This is a genomic window from Jannaschia sp. L-14R (assembly GCF_056857695.1).
The window spans coordinates 339709-358615 of sequence record NZ_JBSXNP010000011.1 but is presented as its reverse complement, the minus strand read 5'-3'; the positions used below and the strand labels follow the sequence as shown (position 1 = coordinate 358615).

Annotated in this window: 21 protein-coding genes; all 21 read left to right on the top strand. The window is 61.6% G+C overall.

Annotation, left to right across the window (positions count from 1 at the left end):
* The first annotated feature begins 23 nt into the window (after positions 1-23).
* The 21 genes from AC13C2_RS14540 to AC13C2_RS14440 all read left to right on the top strand — a co-directional run bounded on the left by AC13C2_RS14540 (position 24) and on the right by AC13C2_RS14440 (position 18905).
* Positions 24-815, top strand: coding sequence for an NADH-quinone oxidoreductase subunit E (locus tag AC13C2_RS14540; RefSeq protein WP_175495757.1), 792 nt, complete (start codon positions 24-26; stop codon positions 813-815).
* Positions 816-890: 75 nt separating this feature from the next.
* Positions 891-1118: a DUF5337 family protein gene (locus tag AC13C2_RS14535; RefSeq protein WP_092759959.1), complete on the top strand. Its 228-nt coding sequence runs from the start codon at positions 891-893 to the stop codon at positions 1116-1118.
* 4 nt (positions 1119-1122) lie between these two features.
* Complete coding sequence (nuoF, locus tag AC13C2_RS14530) at positions 1123-2418, top strand: NADH-quinone oxidoreductase subunit NuoF (protein ID WP_339642803.1); 1296 nt, start codon at positions 1123-1125, stop codon at positions 2416-2418.
* 82 nt (positions 2419-2500) lie between these two features.
* A complete protein-coding gene (locus AC13C2_RS14525; protein ID WP_339642805.1) occupies positions 2501-2890 on the top strand; it encodes a DUF5333 family protein in 390 nt (129 codons plus the stop codon).
* Positions 2887-3267, top strand: coding sequence for a hypothetical protein (locus AC13C2_RS14520; RefSeq protein ID WP_482887258.1), 381 nt, complete (start codon positions 2887-2889; stop codon positions 3265-3267). Before AC13C2_RS14525 ends, AC13C2_RS14520 begins: the two co-directional genes overlap by 4 nt.
* A gap of 113 nt (positions 3268-3380) precedes the next feature.
* The gene (locus AC13C2_RS14515; protein ID WP_482887257.1) at positions 3381-3779 is read left to right on the top strand and encodes a DUF5333 domain-containing protein; all 399 of its coding nucleotides are present in this window, start codon (positions 3381-3383) and stop codon (positions 3777-3779) included.
* A 100-nt stretch (positions 3780-3879) separates the two neighbouring features.
* Complete coding sequence (nuoG, locus tag AC13C2_RS14510; RefSeq protein ID WP_482887256.1) at positions 3880-5898, top strand: NADH-quinone oxidoreductase subunit NuoG; 2019 nt, start codon at positions 3880-3882, stop codon at positions 5896-5898.
* Positions 5895-6296 (top strand): hypothetical protein, encoded by a 402-nt coding sequence (locus tag AC13C2_RS14505; RefSeq protein ID WP_474521036.1) that lies wholly within the window; start codon positions 5895-5897, stop codon positions 6294-6296. Before nuoG ends, AC13C2_RS14505 begins: the two co-directional genes overlap by 4 nt.
* 9 nt (positions 6297-6305) lie before the next feature.
* On the top strand, positions 6306-7343 hold the full coding sequence (nuoH, locus tag AC13C2_RS14500; RefSeq protein WP_092759971.1) for an NADH-quinone oxidoreductase subunit NuoH: 1038 nt from the start codon (positions 6306-6308) through the stop codon (positions 7341-7343).
* 10 nt (positions 7344-7353) lie between these two features.
* A complete protein-coding gene (locus tag AC13C2_RS14495; RefSeq protein WP_482887255.1) occupies positions 7354-8121 on the top strand; it encodes a class I SAM-dependent methyltransferase in 768 nt (255 codons plus the stop codon).
* The gene (nuoI, locus tag AC13C2_RS14490) at positions 8121-8618 is read left to right on the top strand and encodes an NADH-quinone oxidoreductase subunit NuoI (RefSeq protein ID WP_092759975.1); all 498 of its coding nucleotides are present in this window, start codon (positions 8121-8123) and stop codon (positions 8616-8618) included. The genes AC13C2_RS14495 and nuoI overlap by 1 nt, the downstream gene beginning before the upstream one ends.
* Entirely contained in the window at positions 8615-9007 is a 393-nt protein-coding gene (locus AC13C2_RS14485; protein ID WP_339642824.1) for a carboxymuconolactone decarboxylase family protein, read from the top strand. The genes nuoI and AC13C2_RS14485 overlap by 4 nt, the downstream gene beginning before the upstream one ends.
* Entirely contained in the window at positions 9004-9618 is a 615-nt protein-coding gene (locus tag AC13C2_RS14480; RefSeq protein WP_474521035.1) for an NADH-quinone oxidoreductase subunit J, read from the top strand. Before AC13C2_RS14485 ends, AC13C2_RS14480 begins: the two co-directional genes overlap by 4 nt.
* A 130-nt stretch (positions 9619-9748) precedes the next feature.
* Positions 9749-10054 (top strand): NADH-quinone oxidoreductase subunit NuoK, encoded by a 306-nt coding sequence (gene nuoK / locus AC13C2_RS14475; protein WP_092759981.1) that lies wholly within the window; start codon positions 9749-9751, stop codon positions 10052-10054.
* A gap of 5 nt (positions 10055-10059) precedes the next feature.
* Positions 10060-12165: an NADH-quinone oxidoreductase subunit L gene (nuoL, locus tag AC13C2_RS14470; protein WP_482887253.1), complete on the top strand. Its 2106-nt coding sequence runs from the start codon at positions 10060-10062 to the stop codon at positions 12163-12165.
* 17 nt (positions 12166-12182) lie between these two features.
* Positions 12183-13730, top strand: coding sequence for an NADH-quinone oxidoreductase subunit M (locus tag AC13C2_RS14465; RefSeq protein WP_092759985.1), 1548 nt, complete (start codon positions 12183-12185; stop codon positions 13728-13730).
* A gap of 9 nt (positions 13731-13739) precedes the next feature.
* Positions 13740-15170: an NADH-quinone oxidoreductase subunit NuoN gene (nuoN, locus tag AC13C2_RS14460; RefSeq protein ID WP_474521033.1), complete on the top strand. Its 1431-nt coding sequence runs from the start codon at positions 13740-13742 to the stop codon at positions 15168-15170.
* Positions 15171-15911: a biotin--[acetyl-CoA-carboxylase] ligase gene (locus tag AC13C2_RS14455; RefSeq protein ID WP_482887252.1), complete on the top strand. Its 741-nt coding sequence runs from the start codon at positions 15171-15173 to the stop codon at positions 15909-15911.
* Between the two features lies 1 nt (position 15912).
* The gene (locus AC13C2_RS14450; RefSeq protein WP_339642838.1) at positions 15913-16686 is read left to right on the top strand and encodes a type III pantothenate kinase; all 774 of its coding nucleotides are present in this window, start codon (positions 15913-15915) and stop codon (positions 16684-16686) included.
* Positions 16683-18359: a ribonuclease J gene (locus AC13C2_RS14445; protein WP_482887251.1), complete on the top strand. Its 1677-nt coding sequence runs from the start codon at positions 16683-16685 to the stop codon at positions 18357-18359. Before AC13C2_RS14450 ends, AC13C2_RS14445 begins: the two co-directional genes overlap by 4 nt.
* A 39-nt stretch (positions 18360-18398) precedes the next feature.
* A complete protein-coding gene (locus AC13C2_RS14440; protein WP_482887250.1) occupies positions 18399-18905 on the top strand; it encodes a hypothetical protein in 507 nt (168 codons plus the stop codon).
* The last annotated feature ends 2 nt before the right edge of the window (positions 18906-18907 follow it).

Here is an 18907-nt window from a genome sequence, read left to right as displayed (position 1 = left end):
CCGCCAGTCTGGGGAGATATATCATGGACGACACCGGAACTACTGTTCACCGCAATCGGATGCCTATCGCTGCCGGCAGCGGCGTGATTTTTTTTCTGCTGTTCTGGCTTGCCATGGGCTGGGGGTTCTTCTGGGCTCTGATCGGCGGGGTCGTCATATTCGCGATCCTGCTGGTCGTTCTGGGAATGATCGGTGACGACAGCGCAAGCGCGACGGGAACCTCCGGAACTGCGATGCAGGGTGATCCGCCCGCATCCGCCTCCGAGACCGCGCGGCCCGCCGGTCATGTCGGCGCGGATGCTGGCGGCAGCACGGTTCCCCCCTCGGTTGCCGGGGGAGGCGCCGCCGCCGGGGGCGGCGCCGCTGGCGGCACATCGCCCGCCGCAACCGGAACGTCGATCGGCGAAGGTGCCGACGCAGCTTCGGCCAGAACCGACGCGGACGCCGCAGCCGCATCAGCCACACACGACAGCGCGCCCGTGAAAACGTCGGCCGCCGCTCCGACCAGCGCGGTGCCATCCGGCGGTGTCATCGGCACCAAGCCCGAAACCCTGGATGCCCCGCGCGGGACCGGTGCGGACGATCTGAAGAAAATCAAGGGTGTGGGGCCGAAGCTGGAGGCGATGTGCAACCGTATGGGCTTTTGGCACTATGACCAGATCGCAGGGTGGTCCGAACGCGAGGTGGCTTGGGTCGATGATAATCTGGAAGGTTTCAAGGGCCGGGTGCAGCGCGACGATTGGGTCAGTCAGGCCAAGACCCTGGCATCGGGAGGCGAGACGGCGTTTTCCCGCAAGGCCAGCAAGGAGCGCTGATCCAGTCATCGGGCCGGGCCGCGACCCTCTGGCCGCTTGACGACACCTGTCGCGACCTGTTCAACAGGGCCCGAAATGACCGGACCTTCTGACCTAGACACGGCGATCGCCAAACGCTCCGGCAGGGTGGCCATCCTGATCCTTGCCGTGTTCGCGGGTTGGGGTCTGCTGCAATTCCTGGGCGTGCAGTTGGAGCTGTCGCGCCGTGTCATGGGTCTGGGGGATGCGGTTGCGCTGGTCGGGATGGGCTGGGCGATCTATGAGACGGCTATGATCTGGCGGATGCGCCGCGAGAAGGAGTGACGACATGCTGCAAGACCGGGACCGGATCTTCACCAATATCTATGGCATGGCCGACCGCAGCCTGAAGGGCGCGCAGTCGCGGGGGCAGTGGGACGGCACCAGGGACCTGATCGGACTTGGCCGCGACAAGATCGTCGAAATCATGAAATCTTCCGGTCTGCGCGGTCGTGGCGGCGCTGGCTTCCCGACCGGTCTGAAATGGTCGTTCATGCCCAAGGAAAGCGACGGGCGTCCTTCCTATCTGGTGATCAATGCCGACGAATCCGAGCCGGGCACCTGCAAGGACCGGGAGATCATGCGCCATGATCCCCACACCCTGATCGAAGGCGCGCTGATCGCGTCTTTCGCGATGAACGCGCACGCCTGCTACATCTATATCCGCGGCGAGTATATCCGCGAGAAAGAGGCGCTGCAAAACGCCATCGACGAGGCCTATGAGGCCGGTCTGCTGGGAAAGGATGCCGCGAAATCCGGCTGGGACTTCGATCTGTATCTGCACCACGGCGCGGGGGCCTATATCTGCGGCGAGGAAACCGCGCTTCTGGAAAGCCTCGAGGGCAAGAAGGGGATGCCGCGCATGAAGCCGCCGTTCCCGGCGGGTGCGGGTCTGTATGGCTGTCCGACGACGGTGAACAACGTCGAGTCGATTGCCGTTGTGCCGACGATCCTGCGACGTGGTGCGGAATGGTTCGCGGGCTTCGGGCGGGCGAACAATGCTGGCACCAAGCTGTTCGCGATATCGGGTCATGTAAATCGGCCCTGCGTTGTCGAAGAGGCCATGTCGATTTCCTTCGAAGAGCTTATCGAGACCCATTGCGGCGGTATCCGCGGCGGCTGGGACAATCTGAAGGCCGTGATACCCGGCGGGTCGTCGGTGCCGATGATCCCCGGTCGCGACATGCGCGAAGCGATCATGGATTTCGACTATCTGAAAGAACAGAAATCCGGCCTGGGCACGGCGGCGGTAATCGTGATGGATAACTCCACCGACGTTATCAAGGCGATCTGGCGGCTGTCTGCATTCTACAAGCACGAAAGCTGCGGCCAGTGCACGCCCTGTCGCGAAGGCACGGGCTGGATGATGCGGGTGATGGACCGGCTGGTGAAGGGTGACGCGGAAGTCGAAGAGATCGACATGTTGCTGGATGTCACCAAGCAGGTCGAAGGGCATACGATCTGTGCTCTGGGCGATGCGGCGGCCTGGCCGATCCAGGGTCTGATCCGTCATTTCCGCGACGAAATCGAGGATCGCATCAAACACAAGCGGACGGGTCGCGTGTCGGCGGTGGCTGCCGAATGACTGATGCGATGGCCCATAGCCCATACGCGCTGGCTGTTTCAGATGGTTGGGCAAGGCTGGCTGTCGGAGCCTGCGCGCTGTGATGCGTCTGGCGATCCTCTTTCTGGCCGCGACGCCCGCAATGGCACAGGACACCGTTCCTGCACCGGAATATTTCGTCACCTCCGCCATGGCGACGTCCACGGCGCAGATCGTGGCGGTGAATTGCGGCACGCTTTCGGTGAACCCGGCTGCGATGACGCAAAGCACCGATGCCACGCTCGCCGCGCTGGCCGAGGACGGGTTCACGCCCGAGAATCTGACCACGCGGATGCAGGACCCCGGCGACCGGATTGCCGTGTTGCAACAGGCGTTCATGGAAAAGCACGGGTTGACCGATGGCGCGACCGAAACGACGGTCTGCGCGGCGGGACGCCGGGAAATCACCGAGGGGACCGAGATCGGCGCCCTGCTTCTGGAGGTCGAAAGATGAAGTTCACGGTTCTGTTGGTCGGCGCATTCGCGCTGTCAGGCTGCGGCGCGATCGGAAGCTTGGCGTCGGGGGCTTCGGGTCCATTCAGCGGCGGTGGGCTACGCGGCAAAGGTACTGAGATCGACGGCGTGCGGTTCCGCACCCGTGTCCAGTCCAGCAAGGAAAACCGCCGCGACTTCACGACCGTGACACGGAATGCAGGCCGCAGCCTGACTGGGGCAGTCGAGGCCGGTCAGGTTCAGGCGGTGGAATACTGCCTGCGCCAGTTCGGAGGGTCGGAAATTCTGTGGTCGCAGGGACCCGACCGGCCAATCGAGCAGATCGCCATCGGTGAAGGCGGCGACCTGGTGCTGACAGGAACCTGCATTTCGCGCTGATCCCTCGGGCACCTGATCCGGCATGCCATCGCCTGACAGACCCGCAGATATTGAATAGCCGACGATAGATGCCAAGGTTCACCACCAGCGAACCTTATCGAAAGTCGAGCCATATGACCCTGCGCCCCCTTTGCCTGACGCTTGCCGCCCTGCTGACGTCCGCCCCTGCCTTTGCCGATCTGAAGGACGAACGACGGATCAGCGAGGGGTTGATTACGGTGGGTATCGCCTATGAAATTTCGGAAGTGTGCCCCGATATCAACGCGCGTAAAATACGCGGGTTGCGATATCTGCTGGCGCTGAAATCGGCGGCCAGCGACCTTGGATATTCTTCCGACGAGATTGACGCCTATATCGATGATGACGTCGAAAAGGACAGGCTGGAAGTCATCGCGCGCCAGCGTCTGGCCGCACTGGGAGCGCGCAAGGGCGACGTGGCGGCGCATTGCGCCGTCGGACGTGCGCAGGTCGCGCAGGACACGCAGGTCGGGCGGCTTCTGAACCCGCGCTGAACGGTCGCGCGTTTTGGCGGGGGCAATGACTGGCCTCCGCCGTTCGGGCGGGCTAGAACCCCATCGATACGCGCTGTTTTAGCTGACCGGAGCGATGGGCATGGCCGACCTCAAGAAAATCCTGATCGACGGAATCGAAGTCGAGGCACCGGGGGAGATGACCCTGATCCAGGCCTGCGAACTGGCCGGCATCGAAATTCCCCGCTTCTGTTATCACGAGCGCCTGACGATCGCGGGCAACTGCCGGATGTGTCTTGTCGAAGTGGTTGGTGGCCCGCCCAAGCCCGCCGCAAGCTGTGCCATGCAGGTCAAGGATCTGCGTCCCGGCAAGGACGGCGAGCCGCCGCAGGTCAGGACCAACAGCCCGATGGTCAAGAAAGCGCGCGAGGGGGTGATGGAGTTCCTGCTGATCAACCACCCGCTGGATTGCCCGATCTGCGATCAGGGCGGCGAGTGCGACCTGCAGGATCAGGCAATGGCCTATGGCGTCGATTTCAGCCGCTTCCGCGAACCCAAGCGGGCTGCCGTCGATCTGGATCTGGGGCCGCTGGTCGAAACCCACTTGACGCGCTGCATTTCCTGCACCCGCTGCGTGCGTTTCACCACTGAAGTCGCGGGCATCACCCAGATGGGTCAGACCGGCCGTGGCGAGGACAGCGAGATCACGTCCTATCTGGGCGAGACGCTGAAATCGAACCTGCAGGGTAATATCATCGATCTTTGTCCCGTTGGCGCGCTGGTGTCCAAGCCCTATGCCTTCACCGCCCGCCCGTGGGAACTGACCAAGACCGAGACGATCGACGTGATGGACGCCCTCGGGAGCAGCATCCGCATCGATACCAAGGGCCGCGAAGTAATGCGCATTTTGCCGCGCAATCACGACGGCACCAACGAGGAATGGATCAGCGACAAGACCCGTTTCGTGTGGGACGGGCTGCGGCGTCAGCGGTTGGATCAACCCTATGTCCGCGTGGACGGCAAGCTCAGGCCCGCAACGTGGCCCGAGGCCCTGTCGGCAGCGGCAACGGCCATGAAGGGCAAAAAAGTGGCCGGGATCGTTGGTGATCTGGTCCCGACAGAAGCTGCCTTTGCCCTGACCCGGCTGATGGCCTCGATGGACGGCGTGACCGAATGCCGGACCGACGGGGCGAAACTGCCTGCGAATCGGGCCGGTTATGCCGGAACGGCCACCATCGAAGACATCGACACCGCCGACCATATCATGCTGATCGGGACCGACCCGGCGCGCGAAGCCCCGGTGCTGAATGCGCGTATCCGCAAGGCATGGCTGCGTGGCGCGAACGTCGGGCTGGTCGGCAAAGGTGTCGATCTGACCTATGATTACGCGCATGTCGGCACCGACCGGTCCGCGCTGGCGCAAGTGTCCGGACAGGAGGTCAGTCAGGAAACGCAGGACGGGCCGTCCATTGTCATTGTCGGCAATGGTGCCCTGACCGGTGCGGATGGGGCCGAAGTGCTGGCCCATGCCCGGCAGGTGGCGGAAAATTCAAACTCCGGCTTGCTGATCCTGCACACGGCTGCGGGTCGGGTCGGCGCGATGGATGTCGGCGCGTATGCCGACGGCGGTATCGAAACCGTGTTTTCGGCCGAGGTCATCTATAACCTGGGTGCGGACGAGATCGACGTGCCGGACGGCCCCTTCGTCATCTATCAGGGCAGTCATGGCGATCGGGGTGCACACCGCGCCGATGTGATCCTTCCGGGGGCTGCCTGGACCGAGGAACAGGGGTTGTTCGTCAATACCGAAGGCCGCCCGCAACTGGCCTTGCGATCCGGGTTCGCACCGGGCCAGGCCAAGGAGAACTGGGCCATCCTGCGCGCGCTGAGCGCCGAAGTCGGCTTCCAGCTGCCTTTCGACAGTCTGGCGCAACTGCGTTCTGCCATGGTCGAGATCGCTCCGCATCTGGCGGAACTGGATGAAGTCGCAGTCAACAAACCGGAGCCGCTGGGCAAGCTGTCGAAGCTGGGCGATGGCGATTTCGGGCTGCCGATCGACGATTTCTACCTGACCAACCCGGTGGCGCGCGCCAGCGAACTGATGGCGGAGCTGTCGCAACTGGCCCGTGCCCGCGAAGCGCAGCCTATCGCGGCAGAGTGACCGTGCGCGCCCGCATCGGGCCGCTTCTGGGTCTGTTTCTGGGTCTGGCGGCCTGCCAAACTGAAGAGCAGCCGGTCGCCGACGTGTTCCGCCCCGACTACAAAGGGGTCGAAACACGGCTTCTGGAGGGTGATCTGGTCAACTTCCTCGTGTCTATGACCGGGGCGCGGGACCGGCGGGACGTGCTGGATTACGCGCAGTGCGCTGCGGCACAATATGCGTTGATCCGGGGGTTCGGGTTCGCGCGACAGGTGCGGACAAACGTGATGGAAGAGGGTGGTCTTTGGCGCGGAGATGCGGTTTACACCGTCTCGGCTGGGGTCCCCCGTGGACTGAGGACGATCGATGCCGAGGTGGCGGTGGACGACTGCCGCGCGAAGGGCATCCCGACCGTATGAGGATGTGACATGGCGGACTTTCTGGCATCGGGCTTGGGTATTGCCCTGACGATTCTGGCACAGGCCCTTGCGGTCGTGGCCTTCGTGATGATTTCGCTGCTGTTCCTGGTTTATGGCGATCGCAAGATCTGGGCCGCCGTTCAGATGCGGCGCGGTCCCAATGTCGTCGGTCCGTGGGGCGTGTTTCAGTCAGTCGCCGATGCATTGAAATACGTGGTCAAGGAAATTGTCATTCCGGCCGGAGCAGACCGCACCGTCTTCATGATGGCGCCGCTCATTTCCTTTGTTCTGGCCATAGTTGCATGGGCGGTCATCCCGTTCAGCGATACCTGGGTCCTGTCGGACATCAATGTGGCGATCCTGTATGTCTTCGCGATTTCCTCGCTCGAGGTCTATGGCGTCATCATGGGCGGCTGGGCGTCGAACTCGAAATATCCGTTCCTCGGTTCGCTCAGGTCCGCCGCGCAGATGATCTCCTACGAAGTCAGCATCGGCCTGATCATCATCGGTGTGATCCTGTCGACCGGATCGCTCAACTTCGGCGATATCGTGCGCGCGCAGGACACCGGCTGGGGCTTCTTCGGCTGGTACTGGCTGCCGCACCTGCCGATGGTCTTCCTGTTCTTCATCTCGGCGCTGGCCGAAACCAACCGCCCGCCATTCGATTTGCCGGAAGCGGAATCGGAGTTGGTCGCGGGTTATCAGGTCGAATATTCGTCCACGCCGTTCCTTCTTTTCATGGCGGGCGAGTACATCGCCATCTTCCTGATGTGCGCCCTGATCACGCTTCTGTTCTTCGGCGGCTGGTTGTCGCCGATCCCGTTCATCCCCGACTCGCCCCTGTGGATGGTCGCCAAGATGGCGTTCTTCTTCTTCCTGTTCGCGATGGTGAAGGCTATCGTGCCGCGCTACCGCTACGATCAGTTGATGCGTCTGGGGTGGAAGGTTTTCCTTCCGTTCTCGCTGGCCTGGGTTGTTCTGGTGGCCTTTCTGGCACGGTACGAAGTGCTCGGCGGGTTCTGGGCCCGTTGGGTGACGGGGGTCTGATCGCATGGGGGTGGACTACGTCCTCTTCGACAAGCTGGTCGAGCTTTCGACGCGCTGGCAGCCCTCCAAGGGAGGCCGGACGTTAATGCTCGGTCGGCATGCGTTCAAAATCCAGACGCAGTTCGCGAAGGATTACGAGGCTTCCCTGAAGCGCAACGGCATCGAGGGGCGCCGTTTTGACTACCTGCAAGACGACGCATATTGCGAGACCCTGATGGAGAAACTGGGCTTCGGCCCGATGGAAGCAATGGATTTTTCCGGCTTCGAAGGGGCCACGATTCTGCACGATCTGAACAAGCCGCCTGCGCCCGAATTGGAGAACCAGTTCGACTTCATCTTCGACGGAGGCACGATCGAGCATGTTTTCAACGTGCCGCAGGCGCTGGAGACGGTGTATAGTATGCTTAAGCCCGGCGGACGTTTCGTGTCGGCGAACGGCATGAACGGCTGGCCGGGGCACGGAATGTATCAGTTCAACCCCGAATTGGTCTGGACGTTCTGGAGCCGGGCCTGCAACTGCGTGGTGCACGATTGCCGGGCGATGCCCAAGATACCGGGCGGCAAAGTCGGGGAGCAGCCCTTCCGCGACCCCGCAGCGACAGGCAGGCGGCTGCGTATGAAAGGCAAGATCGGCACCGGCCGGACTTATCTGTATTACGAAATCGAGAAGACCGAGGATTCGCACCCCCCGACCTATGCCCTGCAAAGCGACTACGAAGTGAAGTGGCAAGGATCGGATATGGCGGGCACGACCCGTTTCGAGAAGGAAGACGCCTGATGACACAGCAGATCGACTGGAACCGTTCCGTCAAATATTTCCTGCTGGCCGACATGTGGACTGGCATGAAGTTGGGTCTGAAGTATTTCTTCGCGCCCAAGGCCACGCTGAACTATCCACACGAAAAGGGTCCGCAAAGCCCGCGTTTTCGCGGGGAACATGCGCTGCGCCGGTATCCCAATGGTGAAGAACGATGCATCGCCTGCAAGCTGTGCGAAGCGGTGTGCCCGGCGCAGGCCATCACCATCGACGCCGAACCGCGTGAAGATGGCAGCCGCCGGACCACGCGTTATGACATCGACATGACCAAGTGCATCTATTGCGGTTTCTGTCAGGAAGCCTGCCCGGTGGATGCCATCGTCGAAGGTCCGAACTTCGAATATGCCACCGAAACGCGGGAGGAGCTTTTCTATGATAAGGAAAAGCTGCTGGACAATGGCGAACGCTGGGAAGCGGTGATCGCCAAGAACCTCGAGATGGATGCACCCTACCGATGACCGACTCAAACCCCTTCACCGCCTGGATGTCGCACATGCAGGGCATGGCCAAGTCGATGAACCCGGCGCTTGAGAATTTCACGCCGCAGGGGTTTGAAAAGCTGTGGCCCACAATGCCCAAAGAGGTGATGGAACAGTTCATGGGCAAGGGGATGAACCCCGAAGGTCTGGATGCGAAGACCAAGATGTTGCTGACTCTGGCCGGTCTGACCGTGCTGGGCGCGCAGGCTGAAGCGCAGGTGCGGATCACGGTACGTCAGGCCGCCGAGCAGGGTGCCACCAAGCAGGAGATCGCCGAAACCATCGGCCTGATGGGCCTGTTCGGCGGACTGCCCGCGATGAACAAGGCGATGGAACTGGCCAACGCGGTTCTGGAGGACGATGAATGACGGTTCTTGATTTCGTCTTCTATCTGTTCGCGATCATCACGGTGACGGCCGGCTTGTTCGTCGTCGTGTCGCGCAACCCGGTGCATTCGGTGCTCTGGCTGATCCTGTGTTTCCTGTCGACGGCGGGCCTGTTCGTCCTGTTGGGGGCCGAATTCGTCGCGATGCTGCTGATCATCGTCTATGTGGGTGCGGTCGCGGTGCTTTTCCTGTTCGTGGTCATGATGCTGGACGTCGACTTTGCCGAATTGAAGGCCGAGATGGCGAAATATGTGCCACTGGCCGGACTCATCGGTATCGTCCTGTTGATGCAGCTGGCCATCGCCTACGGCGTCTGGGAAGTCGCCGACGGGGTTGAGGTCGCGGCCGGTCTGTCATCCATCGACACGCCGCCGGTGCTGAATACGACGGCGCTTGGCCTGATTCTATACGATGAATATTTCATCATGTTCCAGCTTTCGGGTCTGATCCTGCTGGTCGCGATGATCGGAGCCATTGCCCTGACGTTGCGCCACAAGCGCGACGTCAAGCGCCAGAACGTGCTGCACCAGATGTGGCGCGATCCGGCCAAGGCGATGAACGTGACGGATGTGAAACCAGGACAGGGACTTTAGGCTATGTCGAGAACAACCATCATCATCATCATCATTCTGCTGATCATTCTGCTGGGTGGCTATTCGTTCCTTTAAACGGACGACTGAAAAGACGACGAACGGGGCCGCAAGTGCTCCGGAGAGGGACGAGATGATCGGACTTGAACACTACTTGACCGTGGCTGCCGCGCTGTTCGTGATCGGCATTTTCGGCATTTTCCTGAACCGGAAAAACGTGATCGTCATTCTGATGTCGATCGAACTGATGCTGCTTGCGGTCAACATCAACTTCGTCGCCTTCTCGGGCTTCCTCGGCGATCTGACGGGGCAGGTGTTCACGCTCTTCGTGCTGACCGTCGCCGCCGCCGAGGCCGCCATCGGGCTGGCCATACTGGTCTGCTTCTTCCGCAACCGGGGTACCATCGACGTCGAAGACGTCAATGTGATGAAGGGCTGACGCACATGGCAACGATCATCCTGTTTGCTCCGCTTCTGGGTGCGCTGATCTGCGGATTTGGCTGGAAATTCATTGGCGAGAAGGCCGCGCTCATCACGTCGACCGGTCTGCTGTTCCTCGCCGCGTTGCTGTCTTGGATCGTGTTCCTGGCGTATGACGGCCAGACCGATATCATCCAGTTGTTCCGTTGGATCGAGAGCGGCAGCCTGCTGACCGACTGGTCGATCCGCCTGGACCGTCTGACGACGATCATGCTGATCGTGGTGACGACCGTCTCATCGCTCGTCCACCTGTATTCCTTCGGTTACATGGACAACGATCCGCAGTGGCGCGAGGGCGAGGTCTATAAACCCCGCTTCTTTGCCTATCTGTCATTCTTCACCTTCGCGATGCTGGCGCTGGTGACTTCGGACAACCTCTTGCAGATGTTCTTCGGCTGGGAAGGCGTGGGCGTCGCGTCCTATCTTCTGATCGGGTTCTACTGGCGCAAACCGTCGGCCAGCGCTGCCGCCATGAAGGCGTTCATCGTCAACCGCGTCGGCGACTTCGGCTTCGCGCTCGGCATTTTCGGCCTGTTCTTCATGACCGACAGCATTAACTTCTCGGACGTGTTTGCTGCCACGCCGGACCTGGCGGAAACGACAATCCGCTTCCTCTGGACCGACTGGAATGCGGCGAACCTGCTGGCGTTCCTGCTGTTCGTCGGCGCAATGGGAAAATCGGCGCAGCTTGGCCTGCACACATGGCTGCCCGACGCGATGGAAGGCCCGACCCCGGTCTCGGCGCTGATCCATGCCGCGACGATGGTGACGGCGGGTGTATTCCTTGTCGCCCGCATGTCGCCGCTGATGGAATATGCACCGGACACCATGGCCTTTGTAGTCGTCATCGGCGCGGCAACCGCCTTTGTAGGGGCCACCATCGGTCTGGTGCAGAACGATATCAAGCGCGTCATTGCCTATTCCACCATGTCGCAGCTGGGTTACATGTTCGTCGCCGCCGGTCTGGGGGCCTATTCGGTGGCCATGTTCCATCTGCTGACGCATGCCTTCTTCAAGGCACTTCTGTTCCTTGGCGCGGGGTCGGTTATCAACGCGATGCACCATGAACAGGACATGCGAAATTATGGCGGCCTGCGAAAGAAGATCCCTTATACCTTCTGGTCGATGATGATCGGTACACTGGCCATCACCGGCGTCGGCATTCCGCTTCTGTATGTCGGTTTTCCGGTCGGGTTCGCCGGGTTCGTCTCCAAGGATGCGATCATCGAGGTGGCATACGTGGGCAACGCCGGGGCCTTCTGGGCGCTGGTCATCGCGGCGGCATTCACCAGCTTCTACAGCTGGCGCCTGATGTTCCTGACGTTCTACGGCGCGCCGCGCGGTGACAGGCATACCCACGAACATGCGCACGAAAGCCCGGCCACCATGACCATACCGCTGGGCGTGCTCGCCGTTGGCTCGGTCCTGGCCGGGATGGCGTTCTACGGTCCGTTTTTCGGCGGCCAGGAAAAGATCGACAAGTTCTTCGGCATCCCCAAAGGCGAGGTGCGTGCCGAGGCCCCGATTCAGGACGAACAGATTTCCGTGATTACTGCAGCCGAAGAGGGCGAGACACCGGAAGAGGGCGAGGCGCTGATCGAACGCGCGCCACAGACACCCGGCGAAGGCGCGATCTTCATCGGTCCGGAAAACGATGTCATCGAACAGGCGCACGAAGTGCCTGTCTGGGTCAGGTTGTCGCCCTTTATCGCGATGCTGCTGGGTTTCGCTGTGGCGTGGCTGGCCTATATTCGACAGCCCTCGCTGCCCCGAAAATGGGCAGACACGCTGGACCCGTTGTACCGGTTGCTGCTCAACAAGTGGTATTTCGATGAAATCTACGACGCGATCTTCGTCCGTCCCGCCAAGCGCCTCGGTACATTCCTGTGGAAGCGTGGCGACGGCACTGTCATCGACGGCTCTATCAACGGCATCGCCATGGGCATCGTCCCCTTTGCGACCAAGTGGCTGAACCGGGCGCAGTCGGGATACATCTTCACCTACGCGTTCGCGATGGTCATCGGGATCGTGATCCTGATTACCTGGACAACCATCGCGTTCGGAAATTGAGAGCAGGGAACTGAGACATGGACAACCTGCTTTCGATCGTCACCTTCACACCCATGGTCGCCGCCGCGATTCTGGCGCTGTTTTTGCGGGGCGACGATGCCGCGGCCCAACGCAATGCCAAGTGGCTGGCGCTGGGGGCGACGGGGTTCACATTCCTCGTGTCGATTTTCGTGCTGGTCGGGTTCGATGCCTCGAATACCGACTTCCAGTTCGTCGAAGAACGGACCTGGATCTTCGGCCTGCAATACAAGATGGGCGTCGATGGCATTTCCGTGCTGTTCATCATGCTTACGACTTTTCTGATGCCCTTGGTGATCGCGTCCTGCTGGAACGTCGAGACCCGCGTGAAAGACTATATGGTCGCGCTTCTGGTGCTGGAGGCGCTGATGCTGGGCGTGTTCAGTGCTCTGGACCTGATCCTGTTCTACCTGTTCTTCGAGGCCGGTCTGATCCCGATGTTCCTGATTATCGGCATCTGGGGCGGGGCAAGCCGCATCTATGCGTCGTTCAAGTTCTTCCTCTATACGCTGCTGGGATCCGTGCTGATGCTGGTGGCGATGATCGTGATGTATCGCGATGCGGGCACGACCGATATCCCGACGCTTCTGAACCATCAGTTCAGCTATTCTGCGATCAAGGTGCTGGGTTTCAATGTCGTCGGCGGCCTCCAGACCATGCTCTGGCTGGCGTTTTTCGCGTCCTTCGCCGTCAAGATTCCGATGTGGCCGGTCCACACATGGCTACCGGATGCGCACGTTCAGGCCCCCACGGCCGGATCGGTCGTGCTTGCGGCAATCCTGCTCAAGATGGGGGGCTACGGCTTCCTTAGGTTCAGTTTGCCGATGTTCCCGGTGGGGTCCGACGTGATGGGGCCATTGGTGCTCTGGTTGTCGGCCATCGCCATTGTCTACACCTCGCTGGTCGCGATGATGCAGCAGGACATGAAAAAGCTGATCGCCTATTCGTCCGTCGCGCACATGGGGTTCGTCACCATGGGCATCTTTGCCGCGAATCAACAAGGCATCGACGGCGCGATCTTCCAGATGATCAGCCATGGTTTCATCTCGAGCGCGCTGTTCCTGTCAGTCGGCGTCATCTATGACCGGATGCACACCCGCGACATCGATGCCTATGGCGGTCTGGTGAACCGGATGCCCGTTTACGCGCTGATCTTCATGTTGTTCACGATGGCGAATGTCGGCCTTCCCGGAACGTCAGGGTTCGTGGGAGAGTTCCTGACACTGGTTGGCGTGTTCCAGGTCAACATCGGGGTTGCCGTGGTCGCCACGACCGGCGTGATCCTGTCAGCCGGCTATGCGCTCTGGCTTTATCGTCGGGTTGTGTTCGGCGACCTGATCAAGGAAAGCCTGAGGACCATCGGCGACATGACCGGACGAGAGAAGGCGATCTTCGCACCCTTGGTCTTCGCCACGATCCTTCTGGGGGTTTATCCGAGCCTCATCACCGACATTATCGGGCCGTCCGTGGCCAATCTTGTCGAGAATTATGACGTCGCCACTACCGATCTCGTGCTGACGCGCGATGTCGCAGTGTCCGACAACTGAGAGGTCGCCATGAGCGCTGATCTGAACACCATCCTGCCCGAGATCATCCTGGCCATCTATGCCATGGGCGCATTGATCGTGGCGGTCTATACCGGCAAGGATGCGCTGGCCCGTCCGCTGATCTGGCTGACCGCTGCGGTTCTGGCCGTTGTGGCTCTTTGGGTCGCCCTGTCGTCGGGCAGCACCCATGCCTTCAACGGCATGATCGTCAAGGACGCGTTCGCCCGGTTCGCGCAGGTCACGATCCTTCTGTCGGCTGCGGTCGTTCTGGTGATCGGTCAGGATTACATGGCCCGAACCCAGATGCTCAAATTCGAGTATCCGCTGCTGATTGTCCTGTCTGTGATCGGCATGATGGTCATGGTCTCGTCGGGCAACCTTCTGACAATCTACATGGGGCTGGAGCTTCAGTCGCTGGCGCTCTATGTCGTGGCTTCGATGCGGCGCGACAACCTGAAGTCGACCGAAGCGGGCCTCAAATACTTCGTTCTGGGCGCTTTATCGTCTGGTCTGCTGCTCTACGGCATCTCGCTGACCTACGGCTATGCCGGAACGCTGGACTTCGCAGGCGTGGTCGAAGTCGCACGGGGCGAAGCACCGTTGGGCTTGCTGTTCGGTCTCGTGTTCATGATTTCCGGTATGGCATTCAAGGTCTCGGCCGCGCCGTTCCACATGTGGACGCCGGATGTCTATGAAGGCTCGCCCACGCCGGTCACCGCGTTCTTCGCCACCGCACCCAAGATGGCCGCGATGGGCATGTTTGCGCGCGTCGTCTTCGACGCTTTCGGTGGTGTGCTGAACGATTGGCAACAGATCGTCGCGCTGTTGTCTGTGTTATCCATGTTCTGGGGGTCCATCGCCGCGATCGGGCAACGCGATATCAAGCGACTGATGGCGTATTCGTCGATCGCCCATATGGGCTATGCACTCATGGGTCTGGCTGCCGGGACCGCCGCAGGTGTCAGTGGCATGCTGCTCTACATGGCGATCTATGTGGTGATGAACATCGGCACCTTCGCCTTCCTCCTGTCGATGCAGCGGGATGGGCGTGACGTAACCGATATCGCCTCGCTCCAGTTGCTGTCCAGGACACGCCCCGGCGCGTCGCTCGCCCTGCTGGTCCTGATGTTCAGCCTTGCCGGAATTCCGCCGACGCTGGGATTTTTCGCCAAATACGGTGTGTTGCTGGCCGCAGTCGAAGCGGACCTGGTCTGGCTGGCGGTGCTGGGCGTCGTCGCATCGGTGATCGGCGCCTTCTACTATCTGCGGATCGTGTTCTACATCTACTTCGGCGAGGCGGACGAACCTTTCGCCCCCGATGTACCGATGGTTCAGATGGTTGCGCTGGTGGGTGCCGCCGTTCTGATGCTGGCGCTTTTGCCCGAACTTCTGGGTCTTGAACCCCTGGCCGCCATCGCCGCCGAATCGCTGGTCAGGTAAGTGACGTCAGGCCCCTGGCCCCCGGGGGTCGACCGCGTCGTTCTGGCGGATGTCGACAGCACATCTGCCGAAGCCACGCGCCGCGCGCCGACCGTACCGACCTGGATCATGGCGCATCGTCAGACCGCCGCGCGCGGTCGCCGTGGCCGGGCCTGGTCCATGCCCGAGGGCAATTTCGCCGCCTCTTTCGCATGGCGCCCCGGCGTTGACCCGGCGTCCATGGGGCTGCGCAGCTTTACCGCCTCGCTGGCCCTGCACGACGTCTTGCGCGGTTTGGGGGTCAAGGGGATGTCGCTCAAGTGGCCAAACGACGTCCTGCTGAACGATGGCAAGCTGGCGGGTATCTTGCTGGAAAACCCGACCCCCGGGCTTCTGGTGCTGGGCATCGGTATCAACCTGATCGCAACCCCGGACCCCGCCACGCTGGAACCCGGAGCTGTTCCGCCGGTGTCCTTGCTGGCAGCAACCGGCCTTCGGGTCGAGCCGCAAACGATGCTGGACGCACTGGCCCCGGCCTTCGCCGCGCGCGAGGCACAGCTGACCACATGGGGCTTTGCGCCGATCCGCACTGAATGGATGAAATACGCCGCCCGCAAGGGCCAGCAGATCACCGTCAAACTGCCGGGTGACACGATCACCGGCACCTTCACCGACGTGGACGACGACGGCCATCTGGTGTTGAAGACGCCGGATGGCCTGCGCCGGATCACCGCAGGCGACGTTTTCTTCGGAGGGGGCTGAGATGCTTCTGACAATCGACTGCGGCAACACCAACACGGCCTTCGCCATCTGGGACGGCCGGACCTTCGTGGCAAACTGGCGTTGCGCGACGCAGCATCAGCGGACGGCGGATGAATATTATACGTGGCTTCGCACGTTGATGAACCTGAACAGCATCGATGTGGCGATCACCGATGTCATCATTTCGTCGACCGTGCCGCGTGTCGTCTTCAACCTGCGCGTTCTCTGTGACCGCTACTTCAGCACCCGCCCCTACGTCGTAGGCAAACCTGAAACGAAACTTCCCGTTGGCGTCCGCGTCGATGCGGGAACACAGGTCGGGCCGGACCGTCTGGTCAATACCGTGGCCGGGTTCGATCGCCACGGCGGCGACCTGATCATCGTCGATTTCGGCACCGCCACCACCTTCGACGTGGCCGATACCGACGGCGCCTATATCGGCGGTGTCATCGCGCCCGGCGTGAACCTGTCGCTGGAGGCGCTGCACATGGCCGCTGCCGCGCTGCCGCATGTGGACATTACCCAGCCACAGCGCGTAGTGGGCACCAACACCGTCGCCTGCATGCAATCGGGCGTCTTCTGGGGCTATGTCGGCCTCATCAAGGAAATTACCGCAAGAATCAGGGCTGAGCGCGATCGCCCGATGAAAGTCATCGCGACCGGGGGGCTTGCGCCCTTATTTCAGCAAGCGGAAGACCTCTTCGACACTTACGAAGACGATTTGACGATGCACGGCCTGACCGTCATCCACAGCTACAACAAGGAAAATCCATGAGCGGCAGAGACCGTCTTATCTACCTACCCCTCGGCGGGGCAGGCGAAATCGGCATGAACGCCTATGTCTACGGCTACGGAAAACCGGGCAAGGAACGCCTGATCCTCGTCGATATCGGAATCGCTTTCCCGGATATGGCCAGCACCCCCGGCGTGGACATCATTCTGGCCGACATAAGCTGGCTGTCCGAGCGTCTGGACCGGCTGGAAGCGGTGTTCATCACCCACGGTCACGAAGATCACGTCGGCGGGATCGGCCACCTGTATCCGCAACTTCAGAAACCGGTTCATGCCCGCAAGTTCACGGCGAACCTTGCGCGCCGCAAATTGCAGGAAAAGGGGCAGGACCCCTCTGTCGTCGAAACCGCCGCGCCTTACCCCGCGATGGTCGAGGCCGGACCGTTCAAAGTCGGCTTCCTGCCGGTGTCGCACTCGATTCCGGAATCGAACGCGCTGGTCATCGACACACCCGGCGGGCGCATCATCCACACCGGCGATTTCAAGATCGACCGAACCCCCGTCGTCGGGGAGCCGTTCGACGATGCGCTCTGGGCCGAAGCTGCGAAGCCGGGCATCCGCGCGCTGGTCTGCGATTCCACCAACGTGTTTTCCAAGCATCCCGGCCGGTCCGAGGCCGAAGTGGCCCCGAACCTGAAACCCCTCGTGGCCGCCGCCAAGGGCATGTTCGTCGCGACGACGTTTGCGTCCAACGTCGCCCGCCTGCAATCGCTGGCCATCGCAGGCGAAGCTGCCGGTCGGTCGATCTGTCTGATGGGCCGGGCCATGCGCCGCATGACCGAAGCCGCGCGCGAAGAGGGCATCCTGACGGATTTCCCCAAGACGATCTCGCCCGAGGATGCGGCGAACGTGCCGCGCGAAAGCCTGATGCTGATCGTAACCGGGTCGCAGGGCGAGCGCCGGGCCGCGTCCGCGCAACTGTCACGTGGCAAGTACTTCGGGATGGAGCTGAAAGACGGCGACACCTTCCTGTTCAGTTCCAAGACCATTCCGGGGAACGAAAAAGAAGTTGCCCACATCATGAACAACCTGTCCGAAATGGGCGTTGACGTGGTGACGGACGACGACGGATTGTATCACGTCTCCGGTCACGCCAACCGCCCGGATCTGGAAACGGTCCACGCGATCACAGATCCGCAGATTGTCATCCCGATGCACGGGGAACACCGTCACCTGCGTGAGCATGCCAAGGTTGCCAATGCCTTGGGACGGGTTGGCGTCGTCGTCCCCAATGGCACCATGCTGGAGCTTTCGGGCAACGCACCCAAAGTCGTCGATCACGTCGAAACCGGGCGTGTCTATCTGGATGGCTCGGCTCTTGTGGGCCAGTTCGATGGCGTGGTCCGGGACCGGATCCGCATGGCGCTGAACGGCCATGTCGTGGTCGCCGTGATGGTCGATGACGACAACCAGATTCTCGAAGACACCTGGGTCGACATTCGTGGCCTGCCCGAAGTGGTCCGCGGCTCTGCCCCTCTGGCTGAAATGATGGAGGAGCATCTTGCCGGTAAGCTGGCCCGCGTCGACACCCGGACAGCGGGCGACGACGAGAAGCTGGAAGACCTGATCGTCAAAGGCATCCGCAAGGTCGCACAGGACGAGATCGGCAAGCGGCCCGAAGTCACGGTGCTGATCACCCGGCTCGCGGCGGAGTAATGTCCCTGCGCGCCGTCAGTTGACACGAAAGGTTCAGCCATGATCCGCAATGCTCTGCCGACCAGTCTGGCCCTGGTCTGTGCCCTTGCCGGACCCGGCCGGGCGGAGGAGGATCGCTACATCGGCGTCTTCGTCGGCTCCCAGCACATCGGCAGCGACGAATACAATGACTTCAATCCGGGCCTGACCTACGGGCGACGCTGGGGCGTCGGGACCAACGGCACAGAAGTCCACGTCGAAGGCGGTGTCTTCTACAACAGCTACCGCGAAGTCTCGCCCATCGTCGTCGCTGGCGTATCGACCCGCGTCGCCCGGATCGGACCGGGCGACCTGCGGCTCGGGGCGAGCGTCGGAATGGCCTATTACAAGGAGCTGTCGGAGGTTCTCGAAGCCAAATACGACTTCCCGAGTGTCGGTGGGTTCCTTCCGGTCGCTGCGGTCACCGGGGCCTACCGCATCCGCAACGTCGAATACCGCCTGAGCGTTCTGCCTTATGGCGATGACGTGGATGGCGTGGTGAACTTTTCTTTCGCGGTCTCGTTCTGACG